Source organism: Lysobacter sp. TAB13, from assembly GCF_052113885.1.
GTDB lineage: Bacteria > Pseudomonadota > Gammaproteobacteria > Xanthomonadales > Xanthomonadaceae > Lysobacter > Lysobacter gummosus.
In genome coordinates this window covers 168,472-189,688 of sequence record NZ_JBFRDR010000009.1, presented here as the reverse complement: position 1 = coordinate 189,688, position 21,217 = coordinate 168,472, and the positions used below count along the sequence as shown (strand labels likewise).

The 21,217-nt window shown below is 67.7% G+C and carries 20 protein-coding genes; 14 read left to right on the top strand and 6 right to left on the bottom strand.

What is annotated here, in order from left to right:
* Nucleotides 1–10 precede the first annotated feature (10 nt).
* Complete coding sequence (locus AB4Y92_RS13180; RefSeq protein ID WP_441820061.1) at nt 11–541, bottom strand: hypothetical protein; 531 nt, start codon at nt 539–541, stop codon at nt 11–13.
* Between the two features lie 586 nt (nt 542–1,127).
* Here AB4Y92_RS13180 and AB4Y92_RS13175 point away from each other — a divergent pair.
* A complete protein-coding gene (locus AB4Y92_RS13175) occupies nt 1,128–1,340 on the top strand; it encodes a DUF6289 family protein (RefSeq protein ID WP_441820060.1) in 213 nt (70 codons plus the stop codon).
* Between the two features lie 194 nt (nt 1,341–1,534).
* Nucleotides 1,535–1,924, top strand: a complete 390-nt coding sequence (locus AB4Y92_RS13170; protein WP_441820059.1) for a hypothetical protein — start codon at nt 1,535–1,537, stop codon at nt 1,922–1,924.
* A gap of 21 nt (nt 1,925–1,945) precedes the next feature.
* Here AB4Y92_RS13170 and AB4Y92_RS13165 read toward each other — a convergent pair whose 3' ends face one another.
* Complete coding sequence (locus AB4Y92_RS13165) at nt 1,946–3,088, bottom strand: DUF4861 family protein (protein WP_441820058.1); 1,143 nt, start codon at nt 3,086–3,088, stop codon at nt 1,946–1,948.
* Nucleotides 3,089–3,190: 102 nt separating this feature from the next.
* Here AB4Y92_RS13165 and AB4Y92_RS13160 point away from each other — a divergent pair, with 102 nt between their 5' ends.
* From AB4Y92_RS13160 to AB4Y92_RS13125, 8 genes are all read left to right on the top strand, one after another.
* A complete protein-coding gene (locus tag AB4Y92_RS13160; protein WP_441820057.1) occupies nt 3,191–4,393 on the top strand; it encodes a glycoside hydrolase family 88 protein in 1,203 nt (400 codons plus the stop codon).
* 277 nt (nt 4,394–4,670) lie between these two features.
* Nucleotides 4,671–6,521 carry a CocE/NonD family hydrolase gene (locus AB4Y92_RS13155; RefSeq protein ID WP_441820056.1) on the top strand — a complete coding sequence of 617 codons (1,851 nt, stop codon included), beginning with the start codon at nt 4,671–4,673 and terminating at the stop codon, nt 6,519–6,521.
* Complete coding sequence (locus AB4Y92_RS13150) at nt 6,518–6,763, top strand: hypothetical protein (protein WP_441820055.1); 246 nt, start codon at nt 6,518–6,520, stop codon at nt 6,761–6,763. Before AB4Y92_RS13155 ends, AB4Y92_RS13150 begins: the two co-directional genes overlap by 4 nt.
* 277 nt (nt 6,764–7,040) lie before the next feature.
* Nucleotides 7,041–7,202, top strand: coding sequence for a hypothetical protein (locus AB4Y92_RS13145; RefSeq protein WP_215055265.1), 162 nt, complete (start codon nt 7,041–7,043; stop codon nt 7,200–7,202).
* 52 nt (nt 7,203–7,254) lie between these two features.
* A complete protein-coding gene (locus AB4Y92_RS13140) occupies nt 7,255–10,176 on the top strand; it encodes a type 2 lanthipeptide synthetase LanM family protein (protein ID WP_441820054.1) in 2,922 nt (973 codons plus the stop codon).
* Nucleotides 10,177–10,235: 59 nt separating this feature from the next.
* Entirely contained in the window at nt 10,236–10,571 is a 336-nt protein-coding gene (locus AB4Y92_RS13135) for a cupin domain-containing protein (protein WP_441820053.1), read from the top strand.
* Nucleotides 10,572–11,016: 445 nt separating this feature from the next.
* A complete protein-coding gene (locus AB4Y92_RS13130) occupies nt 11,017–12,216 on the top strand; it encodes an alginate lyase family protein (protein ID WP_441820052.1) in 1,200 nt (399 codons plus the stop codon).
* A gap of 721 nt (nt 12,217–12,937) precedes the next feature.
* Nucleotides 12,938–15,148: a PAS domain-containing protein gene (locus AB4Y92_RS13125; RefSeq protein ID WP_441820051.1), complete on the top strand. Its 2,211-nt coding sequence runs from the start codon at nt 12,938–12,940 to the stop codon at nt 15,146–15,148.
* Nucleotides 15,149–15,155: 7 nt separating this feature from the next.
* Here AB4Y92_RS13125 and AB4Y92_RS13120 read toward each other — a convergent pair whose 3' ends face one another.
* The 3 genes from AB4Y92_RS13120 to AB4Y92_RS13110 all read right to left on the bottom strand — a co-directional run bounded on the left by AB4Y92_RS13120 (nt 15,156) and on the right by AB4Y92_RS13110 (nt 16,977).
* On the bottom strand, nt 15,156–15,542 hold the full coding sequence (locus tag AB4Y92_RS13120) for a hypothetical protein (RefSeq protein ID WP_441820050.1): 387 nt from the start codon (nt 15,540–15,542) through the stop codon (nt 15,156–15,158).
* 197 nt (nt 15,543–15,739) lie between these two features.
* A complete protein-coding gene (locus AB4Y92_RS13115) occupies nt 15,740–16,189 on the bottom strand; it encodes an SRPBCC family protein (RefSeq protein WP_441820049.1) in 450 nt (149 codons plus the stop codon).
* Complete coding sequence (locus AB4Y92_RS13110) at nt 16,186–16,977, bottom strand: sterol desaturase family protein (RefSeq protein ID WP_441820048.1); 792 nt, start codon at nt 16,975–16,977, stop codon at nt 16,186–16,188. The genes AB4Y92_RS13115 and AB4Y92_RS13110 overlap by 4 nt, the downstream gene beginning before the upstream one ends.
* 27 nt (nt 16,978–17,004) lie before the next feature.
* Between AB4Y92_RS13110 and AB4Y92_RS13105 the strand changes: the two genes are divergently transcribed.
* Both AB4Y92_RS13105 and AB4Y92_RS13100 read left to right on the top strand, forming a co-directional pair.
* Nucleotides 17,005–18,012, top strand: a complete 1,008-nt coding sequence (locus tag AB4Y92_RS13105) for an AraC family transcriptional regulator (protein WP_441820047.1) — start codon at nt 17,005–17,007, stop codon at nt 18,010–18,012.
* 45 nt (nt 18,013–18,057) lie between these two features.
* Entirely contained in the window at nt 18,058–18,729 is a 672-nt protein-coding gene (locus AB4Y92_RS13100) for a hypothetical protein (protein ID WP_441820046.1), read from the top strand.
* A 3-nt stretch (nt 18,730–18,732) separates the two neighbouring features.
* On the opposite strand, the gene AB4Y92_RS13095 is transcribed toward AB4Y92_RS13100, so the two are convergent.
* The gene (locus tag AB4Y92_RS13095) at nt 18,733–19,095 is read right to left on the bottom strand and encodes a hypothetical protein (protein ID WP_441820045.1); all 363 of its coding nucleotides are present in this window, start codon (nt 19,093–19,095) and stop codon (nt 18,733–18,735) included.
* A 206-nt stretch (nt 19,096–19,301) separates the two neighbouring features.
* Between AB4Y92_RS13095 and AB4Y92_RS13090 the strand changes: the two genes are divergently transcribed.
* Entirely contained in the window at nt 19,302–20,411 is a 1,110-nt protein-coding gene (locus AB4Y92_RS13090) for a sensor histidine kinase (RefSeq protein ID WP_441820044.1), read from the top strand.
* Nucleotides 20,408–21,187: a LytR/AlgR family response regulator transcription factor gene (locus AB4Y92_RS13085; RefSeq protein WP_441820043.1), complete on the top strand. Its 780-nt coding sequence runs from the start codon at nt 20,408–20,410 to the stop codon at nt 21,185–21,187. Before AB4Y92_RS13090 ends, AB4Y92_RS13085 begins: the two co-directional genes overlap by 4 nt.
* The last annotated feature ends 30 nt before the right edge of the window (nt 21,188–21,217 follow it).

Here is a 21,217-nt window from a genome sequence, read left to right as displayed (position 1 = left end):
TGGGTTGTGCTTATGGCCGCACCACCGCGGCTGCCGGCGCTACCGCGAATACCAACCACGCCTGATCGCTCGATGGGACGGATGTAACCACGATTTCGCAGTTACCGAATGAGGCGCGCTCATAGTTGGGGACGGCTTTGCGATAGCTCTGCTCGCCTTTGGGCACGAGCGATGGGGCCGTCGAGGAAAGCAGCACCCGGTTGCCGCCGCTGTTGTGGTCGGACAGCGCCGTCACCGCCGGATACCGGCACAGTGCGAAAGATGCGCGCTCGCGCACCGCGAAGCTCGATTTGTCCGCATCGAGCCAGACCAGATCGCCGGTTGGCGGCGTCTGCAGCTTGGCGAATGCGTCGATCGCTTTGTCCGCCATTTCGATCATCTGTTCGTCGCGCTTCAACTGCGCGGCCAACCGGTCGTCGTGGTTCGGCGACGATATGGCTTCCGGCGGCGGGCTAGTGTGTCGCGTTCGCTCGGAGGCTTGCACGCCGGCCGTCGCGAGTGCGAGCAGCACAATCGCGAATGTAAGAATCGATTTATTCATTGATGAATTGCCTCAGCTTGTACGGCTTGGTGCCGTTGATACCGACGTCGCGCGGGCGCTTTCGGCGGCGTTCTCCAGCGATCGGCCCGGATGCGGGAGATGCGCGACCGCCGGCATCGCCGATGCACCGGACCTGGGGCGTTCGCGCCACCCATCACAGCCGCCTGTTTAGGTTGTTTCTTGATCGCGGTCAAAGTATCTCTTCATCGAATCCCTTGATGCGACTATGAATTCGTGTGAGCCTGAAATCGTGCCAGGACGCGCGTGTCTTATTCTGCGCTGCGTTTGCATGCAGCGCATTGCTCGCGAGAGCCTCATCCAACCAGCCCCACATCGCGCGGGCAATCCGCGGGACCGCTGCACAGTAAAGCCCGAGCCAACCCAAGCAACGCTGTCCGCGGGACCGGACGCGTGGATACGTTTTCCTGGACACGTCGAAGCACGGCCACGTCTGTAAGGCGATTCTTGTCTCCAACCGCTCCATCGCGGTCGCAAGAACCCTGACAGATCCTCGTTGTGAGCGCCTCAATCCGGGCCATGCCCGCATTGGGGAATGAATCGCAAGACAGTCAAGGAGAGGATGACGATGCACAACATCAAGTTGATCGTACTGGGAACCTTGTTGGCGATTTCCGCCGGTGCCGGCACGACGGCCAACGCCGCCGGCTGTTACTGCTCGGTGGTTTACTACGACGCGGCCGGCACGGTGGTCGGCATACGGCAACCGGCCGGGTGCGGCGATCCGGGCTGGGGCATCGTGACGACCAAGTCGAAGGCCTACGCCGGCTGCATCATGTAACGGCAACGCATACGAACGAAGCCGCCCGACTCGCTTCGGGCGGCTTCGTTTTTTTTTGTTTCGCGCTTCCCATCCGAAGTGGCGGTCTGCTGCACGCAATGCCGGCGATGCGCCGCAGCCGTCCATTGACGACCTGCCGCGACCTGTCGAGAATCCGTGCCATCCCTCTTGGGTGACCCTCACCGGCGGCCGTTATGACGATGCGCAAGGCACGACTGATCGTGATGCTCGTGGGAATACTGCTGCCGTACGCGGCGCGTCTGCCGCGCGGCTTGCAGTGGCTTGGGCAGTACACGGACGAGAGCATCGGCGCCTGGCTGTTTCTCGGCGCCTTCAACGCCATCGCCTGGGGCGCGATCATCGCGGCGAGCTTCCTTTACAAGCGGCCATCGTCGCTATGGGCTCCGGCGCTGTTGGGCTTCGGCTTCCTCGCCTTCGCGCACTACTCGCTGGATCTGGCCGCCGATGCCCAGGCGGCGATCGCGCTGGTGTTCATTCCGATCTATGCGCTGGTGCCCATCGCGCTCGGCGCGGTCATCGGATTCTTCGTGGACCGGACGATGCGGCGGCAGGAAGCCGCATAAGCGGTCGCGGGTTTCGCGAACTCATCGCTCAGCGCTGATCTGGATCGGCGCGGCGAGTCGTCGCGCGAATGCCGCCACTTCCGCGTTCCAGCCAGCGGCGACGGGAAAGTCCTGGCCTCCCGACCAGGCGGCGCCGGCGTAATAGATCAACGGCTCGGCGGCGGACTGCTCCGTCGTGAGCCAAAGATGGCCGTCGCGATCCTCAACCCCCGCGGCCACCGATGCCGGCAACACCACCGCGCAGCCGATGCTGCCGGCGCTGCCCTGCGGAGCGCTCCACACATTGGCCCAGTGGCCGCCGGCGTCGTGCGCCGCATTGTCGGCGGCAGCGCGCTGCACGCCGATGGCCACGGGCAACGCGGGCGGCACCGGTTGCGCGGACTGCGGCCTGAAGCGGGTTTCGATTCGCGAGAAGTTCGAGCCGGCATCGAGTGAGATGCGCTTGGTTTCGGCGACGCGCGCGCCGACCAGCCCCCACGGCGCGTAATCGAGTTCGAACACCACGCGCAGCGGCCCGGCCGCCAGTCGCCGCCAGTGCACGTAATTGCCGGAGGTGGCGAAGGCATCGCCGTCGCGCAGGGCGATGCCGCCGCAACCGCGGCTGGGGCCCACTTTGTAGAAGTCCAGGCCTTCGCCGTGATCGGCGTGGTAATCACCCGTGGCGTACCAGCGATCGATCACCGGCGTGCGCACGCGCTTGGCCCACACGTCGATGCCGCTGGTGATCTCGCCGTCGGCAGCCAGGGCCGGGCCGTACATGCGGAAGGCGATGCGGTCGTTTTCCCAGGCGAAGTCGTCCTTGCGCTCGGGCACGTGGCGGCCGTAGGCGATCGGCGGCGGCGCTGCGGATTCGGTTGCGGCGCGCAGCCGTATCGTGCGTTGCGCGCGAGGCTCCAGCCGCACTTGCACCAGTACGCGATCGGCCCGGTCCGTGGCCGCGGGGTATTGCAGCGCCAGCGTTTCGCCGCTGCGCTCATCGACCGCGGCCAGATGGCCGTTGCGCAACGACGACGGAACCGTCAACTCGACCAGTTCCTGCCGCGGCTCCTCGAGCGGATTGCGCAGTTGGTAGCGAACACCCGCCGCCCCCGGCTGCGGGCCGGGCGGCGTCACCGCGCAGCCGGCCAGCAGCACGAGCCCCAGACAAGATCTCGACCCGTTCACCCAGGTGCACCTCGAAGCGCGAAGAACGACGATTGGCCCACGAACGGCCCACTGTAAGTCACGGTAGGATCGGCCGAGTAACCCTTCGTGGAATGTCCCTGCATGAAACGTTTCTGGATGCCTCTGCTGGCCACGCTCGCATTGCTGGGCGCCTGCACGCAGCAGCCGCGGCGCGATGCGGCCGGCGACATGGCGGCGCTGATCGACACCCAGCTGCATTTCGCCGCACGGCAATACCAGGTGCTGGCGCGCAACACACCGGCGGACGTGATGCCGCGCAGCTTCGCCGACGGCAAATCCATCACCAGCGACACCCGGTGGTGGACCAGCGGCTTCTACCCGGGCACCTTGTGGCTGATCTACGAATACACCCGCGACCCGGCCGTGCGCGCCGAAGCCGAGCGCCGCCTGGCGATCGAGGAGAAGGAGCAGCACCACAGCGGCGACCACGACATCGGCTTCATGATCTTCAACAGCTTCGGCAACGCCTATCGCATCACCGGCGAGGCGCGCTACAAGGCGGTGATCGACACCGCCGCGCAGACCGCGACGCAACGCTACAACCCGGCGATGAAGGCGATCCAGAGCTGGAACAGCAGCAGCAACTTCCAGGCGCCGGTGATCATCGACAACCTGATGAATCTGGAGCTGCTGCTGTGGGCGGCGCAGAACGGCGGCGACGCCAAGCTGCGCGACATCGCCACCGCCCACGCCGACACGACCCTGCGCAACCACTTCCGCAGCGACTACAGCAGCTACCATGTCGTCGATTACGACCCGCGCACGGGCGAGCCGCAGCGCAAGAAGACCGCGCAGGGCGCCGCAGACGATTCGGCATGGGCGCGCGGCCAGGCCTGGGGCCTGTACGGCTACACCATGCTCTATCGCTTCACCCACGATCCGCGCTATCTCGCGCAGGCGCGCGGCATCGCGGCGTTCGTCCTGAATCATCCGAACTTGCCCGCGGACAAGATTCCGTATTGGGATTTCAACGCGCCGGGCATTCCCGACGCGCCGAGGGACGCGTCGGCGGGCGCGATCATCGCTTCGGCCTTGCTGGAACTGGGCCAGTACGCACAGGGCGCCGAGCGCGCCCGCTACGTGGACAGCGCCACCGTCATGCTGCGCTCGCTGTCCGCGCCGCCCTACCGCGCCGCGCTGGGCGAGAACGGCGGCTTCCTGCTGCAGCACAGCGTCGGCTCGATCCCGCACAAGAGCGAAGTCGATGTGCCGCTGACCTATGCGGACTATTACTTCGTCGAAGCCTTGCTTCGGTATCGGCGCTGGTATCTGTCGAAGGCTTGAGCGGTATCGATCGTCGCTGGCGGCGGATAAGCGGCCGCGTGGACCCGGCGCAGGCCGATCGAGAGCGATTTTCGGGCCGGTCCATTCAATGGTTCGATATTCGGCCGCCAGACCCGACATGGACGGCGGTCACGCTATGGCGATGAATGCGCGGCGCGCGGGCCTTGCACGCGCCGATGCCATGTACCGCGATGCGCATTCGCGCCCGAATATGACACCCGTCACTCGACAGCCGGTGGCCCCGCGCCAAGGATTGCCCCACGACCGGAGCCGACTCATGCAAACACGCCTCATCGCCATCGCACTACTGAGCGCACTGTGTCTGGCCGGGCCCGCCGCCGCCGAGGACGCGAAACCCGCGCCGGACGAAGTCGCGTTCCAGTGGAACGTGCGCATTCCACTGCGCGACGGCGTGAACCTCAGCGCGACACGCTACCGCCCGCAGGGCCTGAAGGCCGGCACGCCGTGCATTTTCGCGATGACGCCGTACATGGCGCAGCGCAATCACGAACGCGCGATGTACTTCGCCAGCCATGGCTACACCTATTACGCGGTGGACGTGCGCGGCCGCGGCAACTCGGAAGGCGAGTTCACCCCGCTGCTGCAGGAAGCCCGGGACGGTCACGACGTGGCCGAATGGCTGGCGAAGCAGACCGAATGCAACGGCAAGGTCGCGATGAGCGGCGGCTCGTACCTGGGCTACAGCCAGTGGGCCGCGGCGAAGGAATTGCCGCCGCATCTGGCCACGATCATTCCGGTGGCCTCGGTCGGGCCGGGCATCGACTTTCCGATCCTCAACAATATTCCCTACACCTACAACATGCAGTGGCTGACCTTCGTCAGCGGCAACGCCTCGCAGGACCGCATCTTCTTCGACGGCGCGTTCTGGGCGGCGCAGTACCGGCGCTGGTATCTGGCGCATGCGCCGTACAAGGAACTCGACGGCTACATCGGCAATCCGTCGCCGACCTTCCAGACCTGGATCGGGCATCCGCACCAGGACGCGTACTGGGACAGCTATCGGCCGACGCCCGAGCAGTACGCGAAGATGACCCTGCCGATCCTGAGCATCACCGGTCATTACGACGACGATCAGCCCGGCGCGATGAATTACTACAAGGAACACATGCGCTATGCCGGCGCCCGCGCCCAGGCCGCGCATTACCTGATCATCGGCCCGTGGGATCACGCTGGCACCGGCAATCCGCAGGCGGAAATGGGCGGGCTGAAGTTCGCGCCGGCCTCGGTGCTCGACATGGGCGCGCTGCACACCGCGTGGTACGACTGGACGCTCAAGCAAGGCAAGAAGCCCGAGTTCCTGAAAGACAAGGTCGCCTTCTACGTGGTCGGCGAAGAGGCCTGGCGTTACGCGCCGTCGCTGCCGGCGGTCACCGCCAGCACCCAGACCTGGTATCTGGATTCGCAGGACGGCCGCGTCAACGACGTGTACGAAGCCGGGCAGCTGCGCAGCACGCCCTCGGCCTCGGCCACGCCGGACCGATACGTCTACGATCCGCTCGACACCAGCGCGCTGCAGTACGAGGACCGGCCGGAGGTGTTCTCGCCGACCTATGCCTTCATCCTCGATCAGCGCGGCACCCAGCTGTCGTCGGGCAAGCAACTGGTCTATCACACGCCGGTGCTGGAACGCGACACCGACATCGCCGGCTTCTTCAAACTGTCGGCGTATATCGCGATCGACCAGCCCGACACCGATTTCGCCGCGAAGATCTATGAGGTCAAGTCCGACGGCAGCACCGTGTTCCTGACCCAGGAATTCAAGCGCGCGCGCTATCGCGCCAACCCGCGCGAGCCGGTGCCGGTTACGCCGGGCGCGGTGGAGCGCTACGACTTCGAACGTTTCAACTTCACCGCCCGGCGCCTGGGCCAGGGCAGCCGCCTGCGCCTGGTGATCGCGCCGCTCAACAGCATGACCATGCAGAAGAACTACAACAGCGGCGGCGTGGTCGCGGACGAATCCGGCAAGGACGCGCGCAAGGTCACGGTGACGCTGTATCACGATGCACAGCGGCCCAGCGCCTTGTACGTGCCGATCGCGGCGGAGTCGTCGGTCGCCGACAAGAGCGCCGAGAAGTCCGGGGCCGATCGCAGCGCGGGATCGCGGTGAAGCCAGCGCGCGTCTTCGCCGCGGGTGCGGCGGTACTGGGTTTGGGCATGGCCTTGCTCGGCGCGGCGATCTATTCGGGCGCGTCGATTCCGTATCAGGACGCGCCGGCCGAGCTGCTGACGCAGCAGGCCGTGGAAATCGCCAACGCCCGCATCGTGTTCCTGATCGGGCTCGGCGTCGCCGCCGTGGGCGCCATGGGGTTCTGGCGCAGCCTTGTGCGCGATCGCAAAGGTACGAATTGAATCCGCATGCGCGCCGTCGCGACATCGACGGACGGCCGCGCGCGCGAACGCCGCATTCATCCAACCGCGGCTGTACGCATGCGGTCGCGCCGCGCGATCTGTGATGCCGCTCGCGGACGCGCATCGTCAACGTGATAAAAAACCCGCCTTCCACTTGTTCGCGCATACGGACGGATGCGCGCAACGGCTGCATCGCACACCGTCCACACAACGCCACGGGAACCGCCGCCGGCAGTCGCCGCCGGGGTTCCATCACGTAATGCAACTGGAGAGTTTCATGCCCATGAATGCGGAAATCTCACAGGACGTACTCGCCCGCCTGCTGATCGAAAGCGTCGGCTCGCCCGACCTGCACGACGATAAGCTGGTGGACAAGTCCAGCAATCTGCTCAGCCTGTCCTGCGTGTACACCAGCTGCCACAACTGTCAGGGCGGCTGATCGTTCTTCCGGCGGGCTGCGCTGTCAGGCGCAGCCCGCCCGGTATCTCGCCTTGGGCGACAGCGCGATTTTTCCCGGCCCAGACGACGGCATCGACCCGGCGCTGCGGCCCTTGCTGCGCTGGGCCGAGCCGCTGCTGGCGCCATCGCGCGCGCGTTGCCTGGCGCAATGGCGCGACAGCGCGCGGCAGCATAGCGATGCGCTGGATTTCGAACGCCTGCGGCCGTGCATCGACGCCGCCTTCGCCGCGCCGGCCCTGGCCTGGAGCAGCCGCACGCTGCTGCTGGAACTGGCCATCGCCCGCCATCACCGCGCCTTGTCCGGCGCGACGCCGCAACAACGTCACGACGAATTCCTGGACTGGATCGACAGCGCCGCCGGCCGGCAGGCGCTGGATCAGCGCTATCCGTTGCTGGGCGAGGACATCGTCCTGCATGCGGAGCAGACCGAAAAGGTTCTGACTACCTTCCTGCGGCGTTACCTCGATGAGCGTGCGCTGCTGACGCCGCTCTTCGCCGCCGACGATGATCCCGGCCGCCTGCGCGGCTTCGCCAGCGGACTCGGCGATCGCCACGACCACGGCGGCAGCGTGATCCAGCTGCAGTTCGACCGCGGCCGCGCGCTGTACAAGCCGCGCTCGCTGGCGATCGACGCGGCCTATGCGCGCTTCCTGGCCGAGTTGCGCGAGCATGGTGTGACCCCGGACCAGCGCGCCGCCCTGAGCGTGGATCGCGGCAGCCACGGTTACGCGCAATGGATCGCGCATTCGCCGCTCGCCGACGACGGCGCCGCCTCGCGTTACTACCGCCGCTACGGCGGTCTGGTCGCCGTCGCCTACGCGCTGGGCTGTACCGATCTGCATCTGGAGAATCTGATCGCCGGCGGCGAATACCCGGTGGTGATCGATCTGGAAACCGTGTTCCAGCCGTGGATGAATCGCGGCGGCCAGCCTCGCGCGACCGGGCCGTATGCGCCGTCGGTATTGTTTTCCGGATTGCTGCCGTCGGATCGCAACGATCCCGACGCACACGACGTCAGCGCGCTGGCCTGGGCCGAGCAGCGCTACCGCACGCGCCGCGCCACCGGCGCCGGCAGCGATGAGCTGCGCCTGGCGCCGGCCGACGCGACCACCCAGGCCGGCGCCAACCTGCCGCGGCACCGCGACGGCCGCCGCGTCGCGCCGCACGAACACACGCAGGCCGTGCTCGACGGCTTCGATGAAACCTATCGCGGCCTGTTGCGGATGAAACCCGCGCTGCGCGACGGCGCCGGCCCGCTGACGGCCTTCGCCGGTCTGGACACCCGCGCCCTGCTGCGCTCCACCCACATCTATGCGCGCCTGCTCGACGCGTTGTCGCATCCGCAGTACCTGCGTTCGGCCGCCGAACGCGAACAGGTGCTGGCGCGCCTGGAGGTGGGCAGTCGCGATTGGCCGTTCCTGGCCCGCACCCAGGCCGCCGAACGCGCCGCGTTGCTGCGCGGCGACGTGCCACGCTTCAACATCGCCATCGACGGCACCGGCGTGCACGACAGCGACGGCCATCGCATCGAGGCGGTGTTCGCGCGCAGCGGCCGCGATGAGGTGCGGCGGCGTGTGCGTCTGCTGTCGGCGCGCGATCTGCACCGGCAGCGCTATGCCTTGGCGCAATCGCTGGAGAGCATCCGGCCGTGGTCGGCGATCGTCGCCGATACCGCACCGCCGCCCGCGTCGTCTCGCACGGATGCCGCCGCGCGCATCGACGACGGTGCCGACCGTGCGAACCGCCGCGTCCTGCTCGACACCGCCGTCGCCCTCGGCGATGAAGTGCTGCGGCTTGGGTTTCGCGGCCGCGGCGAGATCGCCTGGTTTCAACCTGAGTACCGCAATCGCCCCGAGCCGTCGATCGCGCCGATGGGGCTGACGCTGTACGAAGGCGTGCCCGGCACGATGCTGATGCTGGCCGAACTGGGCGCGCAGACCGGACAGGCGCGTTTCACCCGCGCCGCCGAAGCCGCGTTGGCCGCATGCCGACGGCAGTTGCGCGACGACCCACGCGCGTTGGTCGCGATCGGACCGTGGTCGGGCCTGAGCGGATGGATCTACGCGCTGCTGGTGCTGGGCTTGCGTTGGCGGCGCCCGGAGTTGCTCGACGAAGCCGGCGCGTGGTTGCCGCATATCGCCGAGCGCATCGAGCAAGACCGCGACCTCGACTTGATCAGCGGCGCCGCCGGCTGCCTGCTGGTGCTGACGCAGTTGCAGCGTCACCGCCCCGATGCCGATACGCGCCCCGCGGCGATGGCCTGCGCCGCGCATCTGGCCGCCCACGCGCAAGGCGACGCCGACGAAGCCTGGTGGCTGTGCCCGGCCTCGCCCGAACGCGGCCTCACCGGTTTCGCCCATGGCAGCGCCGGCATCGCCGCCGCGCTGGCGCGCCATGCGCAACTCAACGACGACGGCGCCGCCTTGCAACTCGCCCGGCGCGCGCTGCGTTATGAGCGCGCATCGTTCGAGCGCCGCGGCCGGCGCTGGTACGACCAGTTCGCCGATCCCGATCCGGCCGGCGGCGATGATCGGCGCGAAGACATCTACTCGTGGTGCCACGGCGCGCCGGGCGTCGGCCTCGCCCGCCTGCTGCTGCCTTCGGTGCTGCGCGATGCCGACTGGGATCGCGACTTGTCGGCTTGCCTCGCCGGCACACGCGCCCACGGACTGAGCGGCGGCGATTGCCTGTGCCACGGCCAGGCCGGCAATCTCGAATTGCTGCTGCGGCACGCGTTGGCGTCGTCGCCGGCGCAAGACGACGCCATCGCGCAATGCCGCGCACTCGGCGCGGCCTGGGCCGGAGGCGCGCATCCGCAGTGGCGCTGCGGGGGACGCTCGGTACAGGAGCGGCCGCTGGGATTGATGGTCGGGCTGTCGGGCATCGCCTATGCCTGCCTGCGGTTGTGCGATCCCGCCGGCGCGCCGTCGTTGTTGAGTCTTGCGACCGACTAAGCTGACGCAGCGGGCCCCGATCCGATACAAAAGCTCATCCCCCGCAGATCGGCGTTCACATGCAGACCGGAAACCTGTTCATCGACGCGGACGCGCCCGCCGAGGGCGAGCGCTTCGAAGCACTGCTCAGCCACAAGAACCTGGTCGTGGAACGCATCATCAGCTCCTCCGCGGCGGTGCCGACCGAGTATGTGCAGCCGCAGGACGAATGGGTCGCGCTGCTGCAGGGCGCGGCGACGATCGAAGTCGCCGGCGAGAGCGTCGAGCTGCGCGCCGGCGGCTATCTGTTCCTGCCCGCCGGCACGCCGCATACGGTGCGGCGGGTTTCGCAGGGCGCGCTATGGTTGGCGATCCATCTGCATCCGCCGGCGCCATCGGATACGGGCGACGCCTGAGCGTGCACCGGCGTTATCCCGGTGCGGTGTCCAGCACCGTCATCAAGCCGATATCGATCGCCCGCGCCGACGAATAGGCGAAACGCGGCCGCCATCGCGCACCGCACCATCCTGTCCGGCGCATCGATTCCGCCGCCGCGGGCGCCCATGCGCGCCGCGAGCAGTATCCGGAACTGCGAAGCCGACCTGTATTTTCCGCATCGCGGCAAGCCCGCTTATCCCAAGCCAGTCGCATTTTTTTGTTTTTGAAGTCGTGCAACATGGCTCGGCAGAAACCGGTGTCATCAGCCGGAAAAACGCCACTTCCGGTATTCCTGGCATGGCGACGGCCAGCGCCGTCGTGGACTGCGAACGACGATTGGATCTCTTCCCGGACGCGCCGTTGGCGCAGTCCGTTCCTGACGCTGCCTCATACAAACGAACAACGACTCGAACGAGGAATCTTATGCCGCTCACTACGAAGACCCGTTTGCGCACGCTCCGCCGCAACGCCATGACTCTGGCGCTGCTGGCCGCCTGGACCGGCGCGGGTTACGCCGCCTCCCCCGCCGACACGGCAGCCGCCGACAATATCGATGCCGACATCGCCGCGATCGCCGCCGCCGACGCCAAGGCCGTGCCGCCGTTCAAGCACCCCGGCATCCTGGTCACCCAAACCCGCCTCAACACCATCCGCGCGGCGGTGCAGTCCAGCGCCACCAGCGCGATGAAGACCGGTTACAACCGCTTGCTGCAGGACACGCGCGGCTCGCACACCTACGCGTACTCGGCGCTGGCCACGGTGGAAGTGGTGCGCGCCGCGGGCGGCCCGCAGGAAGGCCGCTGGAAGAACGACGCGGTGGCCGCGTACTTGAACGCGCTGCGCTGGGCGGTCACCGGCGACACCCGCAATCGCGACAAGGCGATCCAGATCCTCGACGCGTGGTCGTCGAAGTTCACCGGCTTCACCCTCGCGCCCGGCACCGACGCGCCGCAAGCCTGGCTGGAAGCGGCCTGGGGCCTGCCGGTGTGGGTGAGCGCGGCGGAGATCATCCGTCATCACAACGGCGGCGAAGCCGGATGGACGCCGGCTCAGCAAACCCGCTTCAACGGTTACCTCAACAAGCTCTATGCGCAGGCCAATCAGGCTTCCAGCCGCACCAACAACTGGGGCGTGTCCGGCGCGCTGGCGATGATGGCCGCGGGTGTGTACCAGGACGACGCCAACCGCTACAACGCCGGGTTCAACCGGATGAAGCAGATGATTCCGCTGATCGTCTACAGCAGCGGCGAAGTGCAGGAACTGCAGGCGCGCGATTGCCATCATCCGCAGTATTCGCTGGCCGGTATCGCCCAGGCCGGGGAAATGGCTTCGATCCAGGGCGACACCAGCCTGTGGACGCACACGATCGGCGGCGAAACCCAGCCGCGGTTCGCGCGCGGCCTGGAGTACATGGCCAAGTCGATCCTGTACGGCGAAGGCGTGCGCGACTGCCGTTCCAACGGCCTGTACGCCGGTTACAGCGACATCGCCGTCAACGGCTACCGCAATCGCGGCATCACCCTGAGCAATTTCCAGAACGCCACCAAGCGTGGGCGTCCGGACGGAATCGCGGCGGAGTTCCTGGGCTATTCCACCGCCACGCATGGTCGCGACGATTACTGATCGCGATGGCCTTGTGCGGTTGCGATGACGCGATGTCTTCAGGTCGCCACGATGGCGGCCTGGAGGTTCGGATCGTCGTTTAAGCGGAACTCGGAGGCGTTCAGACACGCCGCCTGGATTCTTGCCGTTGATCGCACCTCGCGTGATGCGGTATGTCGCATACAGGCCTGAGTGATCTACCGACGGCGAGCACTCCCCACGGCATAGTCCTTCGCGCAGTGACACATCGTGTCCTGCATGCCGATACGAATCGCGCACCGACCTGACGCGCGAACATGAACCCGGCAGGCCTCCGCGTTTTCGCGACGCCGCGCACGGAACGCAATGACGCCGCCGTCATCGCGCCATGGCGCTAAACCAGCGCGTGCCGCACCGCATCTACCTGCGATGGCGACGAAAGCCGCTCGAACACCCTGCCTCGCCACCGCCTTCGGCCGCTGTTGGTTGCGCGGCCGGGACTGCTAAGCTCGCCCATGCGACCGAACGAACGAGGCCTTTTGCTTGGCGGACACGAGCGCAGCTGCGCGCCTTTGGCGACCGCGATCGCGGCGGTCGGACACCGCCCGCGGTTTCGCCGCCGGCATCCACGCCAGGCGCCACGCCATGGCGCGATGCGATCGCACGGCCGTCAGCGGCGAACGCCCGCAATCGGTGCGCACGACAGCGTCCGCGCGACCACGCCGCCGTTCAACTTGTGCATGGGTCGGATAAGGATGGTCTGATGCGTTGGTTCTGTTTTGCTTCGCCTCTTCGCCGCGACGCCGCGAGGCAGCGGCATACGGCCTGGGCGCTGTGGGCGGCGCTGGCGGCGGGCGGGATATCGTCGGCGCACGGCGAAACCGGCGGCTGCGCCGCGTCCACGCCGGCGCGCGGCCTGCCGCAACCGGCGCTGTGTCTGCAGCGGGCGAAGATCGACGCCGGCAGCGAGGCGCCCAACGCGCTGTTCGCACGGGCGAAGGCGCAACTGGAAGCCGGGCATCTGGAAGAAGCCGAGCGCTCGCTCGATTGCGCCGACGCGGTCATCGGCGAGGACGGCGATGCGCAGCTGCGCTACGAACTGGTGCGTCGGCGCGGCATCCTCGACTTCCGCCGCGAATGGATTCCGCAGGCGTTGTCGCGCTTCGAATGCGCGGTGACGCTGTCCACCGCGCTGGGCGATCGCGCCGCCACCGCGCGCGATCTGAGCAACGTCGGCGCGGCGCTGCGCCGGCTCGGCGATTTCCGCGGCGCCCTGCGCAGCCTGACCGCCAGCCTCGACATCCAGCGCGGCGCCGGGCAAGTCTCCGGCGCGGTGCTGAACAACATCGCCGACGTGTATCGCGAACTCAGCGAAACCGACACCGCGATGCGCTACTACCACGACGCGCTGGCCTTCTACCGCGGCAAGGGCGAGCCGATCGAAGCGGCGCACGTGCTGGAAACGATGGCCGAGGTCGCGCTCGACACCGGCGACGCGCGCCAAGCCTCGGCGTGGCTGCAGGAAGCGCTGGCCGCGTACCGCACCGGCGGCAACCGGGTGTACGAATTGCGGGTCCACGACGGCCTGACCCGGGTGGCGCTGGCGCAGGGCGACATCGCCCAGGCCCAGCGCTGGACCGCCGGCGCGCTGGCCCTGGCCGACACCTGGAAACTGCCGCTGCCGCCGGCGCTGCAATTGCAGATCGCCCGCACCGCGCAGTTGTCCGGCCGCACCGCCGCGGCGGCGACGCGGCTGCGCGAAGCGCTGGCCTCGGTGCCCGAAGGCGATCCCATGCGGGTGTCGTTGCTGGAACAGCTGGCCACCGCGCAGGAGCGCGCCGGCGATGCGGTCGCGGCCAACGCCACCTTGCGCGATGCGCATGCGAAGGCCATCGCGCTGGCCGACGCGCAGCATGATCGCCAGTTGGACTGGCTGCGGGTGCGCTTCGAATCGGCCGAGCAGCAGCGCACCATCGCCGCGCTGGAAAGCGAGAACCGCCTGCGCCGCGCCGAGTTCCGCCAGCGCACGCTGCTGCTGTGGTTCGCGATCGCGGTGGCGGTGGCGGCGATGCTGGGCTTCTGGCTGCTGCAGCAGCGGCGGCGCCAGCGCGAACGCTTGCGCGAGGAAGCGCGGCGGGTCCGCCACGAGGAAGAACTGGCGCGTTATCGCCGCGAAGCCGATGCGCTGGCCGAAGACCGCAGCCTGCTGCAGGCCCTGCTGGACAGCCGCGACGACGCGTTGTGCCTGCTCGACGCCGACGGTCAACTGCTCGCTGTGAATCGCGCCGGCCGGCTGTGGCTGGGTTATTCGGACAACGAAGCGCTGGTCGGGCAACCGGTGTCGGCGTTCGTCGGCGAGGCCGGGCGCGCCGCCTTGTCGTCGGCGCTGGAGCGCATGGAAGACAGCGCGGCGCAGCGGCTGGAGATTCCCGCCCGCGAGGGCGCGCCGCTGCTCGCGAAACTCGAGCCGTGGTCGGGCGGCGACGGCCTGGTGCTGCTCGCGCCGCTGGACCGCGAGGCCGTGGCGACGCCGGTTGTCGCCGACGCTGGCGTCGATCGCCCGGTGGATACCTTCGCCGAGACTGACGCGGCCCTCGCCGCCGACCACATCCACGAAGCCGGCGACGACGGCGGCGAATCCTCGATGCGCGACGCCTTCCGCCGCACCCTGGTCGAACTGATGCTGGCCTCGGTCGATGCCTGGGAACGCGCCACCGGCACCGGCCGCCTGGAATTCGCGGAGAAGAGCCGCATCTGGCGGGTCAACATCGACGACGGCCGGCTGCGCGCGCGTGCGCTGGAGCGCTACCTCAGCCTGTCCAAGCTGCCGCGCAACCCGCGCTGGCGCGACGTGCTGCGCTCGGCCTACTTCGTCCTGGGCCGGGGCGAGGAACTGCCGGCGGAGACGCGCGCGGTCCTGCAGTCGCGCGTGGATGCGGTGCTCGCCTACACCCGCCGCGACGCGCTGGTCTGAGCGCGCCTCAATCCGGCTTCGGCGGGCACACCGCGCAGGCGCCGCTGACGCCGTCGTCGAGCTTGTAGCGGCTGTGGTGTTCCTTCGACTGGTAGCTGTCCGGCCCGGTCATGAACGGCAGCGCGCCCTTCAACGGCGCGACCACGGCGCAATAGGTGAGCATGGTTTCGGTGGCGGTATGCCACTTGTCGTCTTTTTCCACGATCCCGCACTTGGCCATCACCTCGCGCAGCTCTTTACCGTCGAAGTCGAACTTGGCGACGATGATCGGCGTCTCCTTCTCCTTGACGCACCAGTCCGGCGGAACGACCTCATGGGCCTGAACGGCCAGGGGCGATGCGAGCGCGACAGCTAAGGCGATGGCGTAAGGAACGAATGCGCGGGACAGGGACATGAGCGATCCGGGGGTAGTGGCGAGGCTCCAGAGTAGGCCGCGCGGCGACCGGGATTCCAGCGCGGTCGCGGGTATAAGCCGGGAATAAATTCCGGCAAGGTCTTGTTTCTTATGGCGGCGCGCTTTTATCGGGCGGGCGCGGGGTTCCTCGGCGCGTTTGCGAAGGCCGCATTCGAACGCCGCGGAGCCCGCGACCATCACGCCGGCCCGCGTTCGAAATGCCGCTGCAGCTTCCGCAACGCGCGATGCGATTCGAGCCGGATCTTCAAGGCCCCGACCGTCGCGTTCACCATTGCGAGCATCCAGGGGCGGACGGTGTAGCTCAAGGTGCGCTTGAACTGCGTGCCCCCGGTCGCCGGCGAAAGTTCGTAGAGCAGATACGCGGTGCTGCCGTCGCTCATGGTCGCCTCGGCCTCCCAACGCGTCGGCGCATCGGCGTCGAGCACGCGCCAGGACAGCCGCCGACGGAAACCGGCCGCGCGGATGTTTTCCTCGAACCGCGCGCCGGCCCGCAGGGAGTCGCAGTCGGGCGGTTGCGTCCCCAGGGACGCGGCATGCCATTCGCGCCAGCGCGACGGCCGGGTCAGATAGTCGTAGACCTCGTGCGGCGGCGCCCGCAACAGCGTTCGGGTTGTCTGCGTGGTCATGGCGGGGGCTGCCTGTTATTCGGCGAGGTTGGACGATCGCGGCCGTCTTCGGGCTCCCAATGCAGAGTGCCGTGCAGCCAGTCCATCAGCGGGAAGACGATGTTGAAATTGCGCGACTGCATCAGATCGGTCCGGTGATGCAGACGGTGCAGCCGGCGCATGTGGCGTATCCACGGCAGCTTCGCCAGCCAGTGATCGCCGGGCAGGTGCTCGCAGGCGTGAAAGATTTCGTAAGACAGGTAACCGGCCAGCAAAGTCGCGCTGAACAGCGCGGCGGCGTTGCGGTCGAATTGGGCAAGGATCAAATACGCAGAGGCGATGCCGATCGCGCTGTACACCACGATCAGCCATGCCGGAAACAGGATCACGCGCCAATCGCGCGCCTGCTCGAAGCGCATCTTCGATTCGACGAAGAAGCTGTGGTGATCGCCGGTGTGGCGCTTGTAGAACAAGGCGCTCAGGCGGTGCTTGCGATGGCCCATATGGCGGTGGACCGTGTATTCGCCCCAGTTGAATACGACCACGCCGGCCGGAATCGCCAACCATTGCCAGCCGCTCACGTTCTCGATGCGGCCGATCAGAACACCGAACACCAGTGCGCCGAACGCCAGCACGAAACCGCCGTGCAGCCAGGCGTTGTACCGGCGGCCGATGCCCGCGCGATAACGCGTTCGGAACGCTTCCGTGTCCTGGATCATCTCGCTGTACTCGCGCATGCCGGCCTGCTCGAATGATGCGGCCGGCAACGCCGCCGCGGCATTGACCCGCGGCGCGCGCGGCGTTGACATTTCGCGCCAAGCTGCTCTATTGAGCCCATGCTCGACCCTCGCACCGTCGCCAATTCCTATGTGCGCATGCTGCTGGCCGCGGTGGAGGCACAGGGCGCGCCGGCGCAGCAGGTGCTGCGCGACGCGGATATCGATGCGTCGCGATTGGCCGCGCCCAACGGCCGGATCGGCGCGGAGGAAGTGCGCCGCATCTGGGATCACGCGCTGGCTTTGACCGGCGATCCGCTGCTCGGGCTCAAGATGGCCGAGGTGGTGAATCCCAGCGCGTTCCGGGTGCTGGGACTGGCGGCGATGAGCTGCGAATCGCTTCGCGCTTGCGTCGAGTTGATGCTTCGCTATCACCGCTTGGTCAGCGAGTCGGGAACGCTCACGGCGCAGACGCATGCGAACGGCGATGTCGGCATCGTCTACACCGAACAGTTGTTGCGGCTTCGGCTGCTGCCGCAACAGGTCGAGGCCATCGTCGGAGGCATCCTGAGTTTCGCGCGCTGGCTGGCCGGGCGCCGCATCGTGCCGGCGGCGGTGACACTGCGTCATGCCCGGCAGGGCGATCTCGCTGTTTACCGGCAATTTTTCGATTGCGAGCCCCGCTTCGACGCACCGGCCAACCACCTGCGCATCTCCGCCGCCGATCTCGATCGCCGTCTGCCGCAAGCCGACGCCGAGTTGTATCGCATGCACTGCGAGTTGCTGGACAAGCAATTGGCCGAGCTGCCGCAAATCGGTTTCGTCACCACCTTCGCCAAGCAATGGCTGTCCTCGCAGATCAGCGGTTCGGCCGGCATCGCCGATCTCGCGCAGGCCATCGGCATGAGCGTGCGCAGCTTGCAGCGGCAGTTGCGGGCGGAAGGAAAGAGCTGGACCCAGGTGGTGGACGAATCGCGCAAGGACGCGCTGATCGCCCTGCTTCGGCAGCAGGTGTCGCTGGAGGACGCCGCGCAACGGCTGGGCTATCACGATGCCAGCAGCCTCAGTCGCGCCGCGCGCCGCTGGTTCGGCCGCACGCCCGGGCAGTGGCGCGCGGGCGCCAAGTAGCGAGACGGCGCGGCGCTGCCTACAATCGCCGGCGCATACAGCGCGTTGGTGATCACGGTGGCGGATAAACACATCGCGCGATCGCGCCGGCTCAAAGACCGGCTGCGCAGGCGCTACCGGGAATTCTTTACGAAGAAGGGACGCGACCCGCTGTACTGGATCGCCATCCCGCTACTGACCGTGCTGGTGCTGACCGCCGTCGGCAGCGCCGTGCTCGGACGCGATCTGGCCGGGGTGCATGGCGGGGTGTGGGGATTTTCCGCGCTGGGCACCCGCGTCGAAATCGTGCTGCTGCAGATTCCCTTGCTGGTCTGGATCATGCTGTTCGGCCTGGTTCCGCTGCTGTCGCGGTCGATGATCGCGACGCTCGCGGTCTGGTTCGGGCTTCCGCTCGCGCTGTGGCTGGGCCACACCGGGCTTGATCTCATCCAGGTCGTCAATGTCCGCTTCGACCGCGAAACCGCGCAGGCGGTTTGCACTGATGTGGTCCGCGCCCGCCATCTGGGCTGCGCGACGCTGGTGTCGAAGAAAGGCAAGAGCCGTCGCTGCGCCAACGTGGCGACGCTGCGCGGCTGGCCCTCGCCCGATGCGACGATAGACATCAGCGGCGATTACGCCGATGCCGGTCGCGTGTGCTTTTCAGGACATCGCGGATTTCTGGCGCTGCCGTGGATCGACGGGGTTCACGCTGCGCCGCCCGTTACCGACGCGGGTTAGGCCCTACTCCGCCTTCGCCGACCGCGCCCGGTCTGCCGCCGGCAACGGCTGGATACGCAGACTGCGATAGCGGCAAACGTCGATGGCCGGATAGATCACCGCGCGAGCGTTGGCGAACTCGAAACGGAAATCGTAGCGGCAGTCCTCGCCGGCGATCTGCAGCGTGGCCGAACCGCCGCCGCCGTCGAGCGCGGCGCCCAGCGGCTTTTCCTGAAACGCCTGACTGCCGGCGGCAGCCACCGCGACCGAGGTCAGGCGGTCGTGGGCGCGATTGATCAATTCGAAATAATGCGTGCGCGGCGCCGCCTCGCTGCGGGCGGCGGCAAGCAGGGCAAGGGCAAGAACGGCGGCGAGCGACGGGCGCATGGCAAGGTCTCCGGCTGGACGATGGGGCGACCGGAGCGCGTCGGGCCCGGTCTGCGCGCCCATCACAGCCCAGACGCAAGCGCGCGGGCCACGGATTTGGGACGAATCGTCGTTGCGGCGCCGCCAATCGTAGTGGCGGGCGAAGACGCTTTGCGCCGCCCGGGGCCGCGCTTAGGATGCTGGGGTCTTTGTTCGAGCAAGGCCTGATGAAGATCCAGCTGGGCGACACGCAGATCGGCCTGTTCCGCTACCTCGGCCTGTGGTCGGCGGTGGTGGTGGTGTTCGCGATGCAGGGCTTCGTCCACGACGCGTTCTTCGCCGAAATGTGGTCGCCGTTCGACTACCTGCGCTGGTCGATGATCCAGTGGTACACCTGGGCGGCGCTGGCGCCGCTGGTGTTCCGGCTCGCCGCGCGTTATCCGATCCAGTCGCCCGGGCGCGGGCGCGCGCTGCTCACGCATGTGCTGGCGAGCATGGGCGTGACCCTGGCGGCGGTGGTCATCGGCGCGGCGGTATCGAGCCAGTTCGAGCCCGGCTCGTTCGCCGACCAGATGCTGCAGTTCGTCGGCCGCCACGTCGCCATCGGATTGCTGACGTATTGGACGCTGCTGTTGCTGCAGAATTCCTTGCGCCTGCGCGCCGAGCGCGCACAACGCATGCTGGAAGCGAGCCGGCTGGCCACCGAGTTGGCGCAGTCGCGACTGCAGGTGCTCAAGACCCAGCTGCAGCCGCATTTCCTGTTCAACACCCTGCACGCCATCGTGACCTTGCTCGACGAAGACAAGCGCTCGGCCGAGGACATGCTGCTGCGCTTGAGCGAACTGCTGCGCGCGTTCCTGGAAGACTACGACGGCCAGGAAATCACCCTGCGCCGCGAGCTGGATCTGCTGGATCTGTACCTGGGCATCCAGCGCAACCGCTTCAAGGACCGGCTGACCACGCAGGTGTATGTCGCGCCCGATACGCTGGATTGCGCGGTGCCGAGCCTGCTGCTGCAACCCATCGTCGAGAACGCGATCCGTCACGGCATCGGCCAGCGCGTCGGCGCCGACCGCATCGAAATCGAAAGCCGGCGCGACGGCGACAGCCTGTGTATCGAGGTGCGCAATCGCAACAGCCGTCTGGATACCGACGCCGCGCCCGCCGGCCACGGCATCGGCCTGTCGAATACGCGCCTGCGGCTGCGCGAGCTCTACGGCGAGGCCGCCGAGCTGCGCCTGGACATGATCTGGCCCGAAGGCGTGGTCTGCCGCATCCGCCTGCCGCTGCGCGAGCTGGAGGAAGACGACGACATGCCCGAGCACGTGCCGGCATGAGCATCACCGCGCTGGTGGTGGACGACGAACCAATCGCGCGCCACGCGGTGGTGCGGCTGCTGCGCGAAGACCCGCAGATCGAACTGCTGGGCGAATGCGGCGACGGCATATCGGCGGTGACGGCGATCCGCGAACACTCGCCGGATCTGGTGTTCCTGGATATCCAGATGCCGGCGATGACCGGCATGGACGTGGTCGCCACCATCGGCGCGGCGCGCATGCCGGCGACGGTCTTCGTCACCGCCTACGAGCAATACGCGGTACGCGCGTTCGAAGCCAACGCCGTGGATTATCTGGTCAAGCCGTTCAGCCGCGAGCGCTTCGCCGCCACCGTGCAACGGGTGAAGACGCGGCTGGCGGCCGGCGGCGGCGATGCGCGGATCGTGCAGGCGCTGGAGGCGCTGCGCCAACGCGAGGATTACCTGGACCGGCTGCCGGTGCGCGTGGACGAACACGTGATCTTCCTCGACGTGGACGACATCGTCTGGATCAAGGCCAGCGGCAACGCCGTGCAGATCCATTTGGCCGATCGCGTGCACGAGCTGCGCGACACCATGGCCTCGCTGGCGCAGCGATTGGACCCGCGCCATTTCGCCCGCATTCACCGCTCGGCGATCGTCAACGTGCGCCGGGTCAAGACCATCCATCCCTGGTTCAACGGCTACCATGTGGTCACGATGGACAACGGCCAGCAATTGCGCATGAGCCGGTATCAGCATCAGACCTTCTTGCGGCTGGCGACGACGCGGCGCGACGGCGCGGGCGAGAACGAATAGACGCTGCGTTTAGCGGTCGAGTTGAAGAGC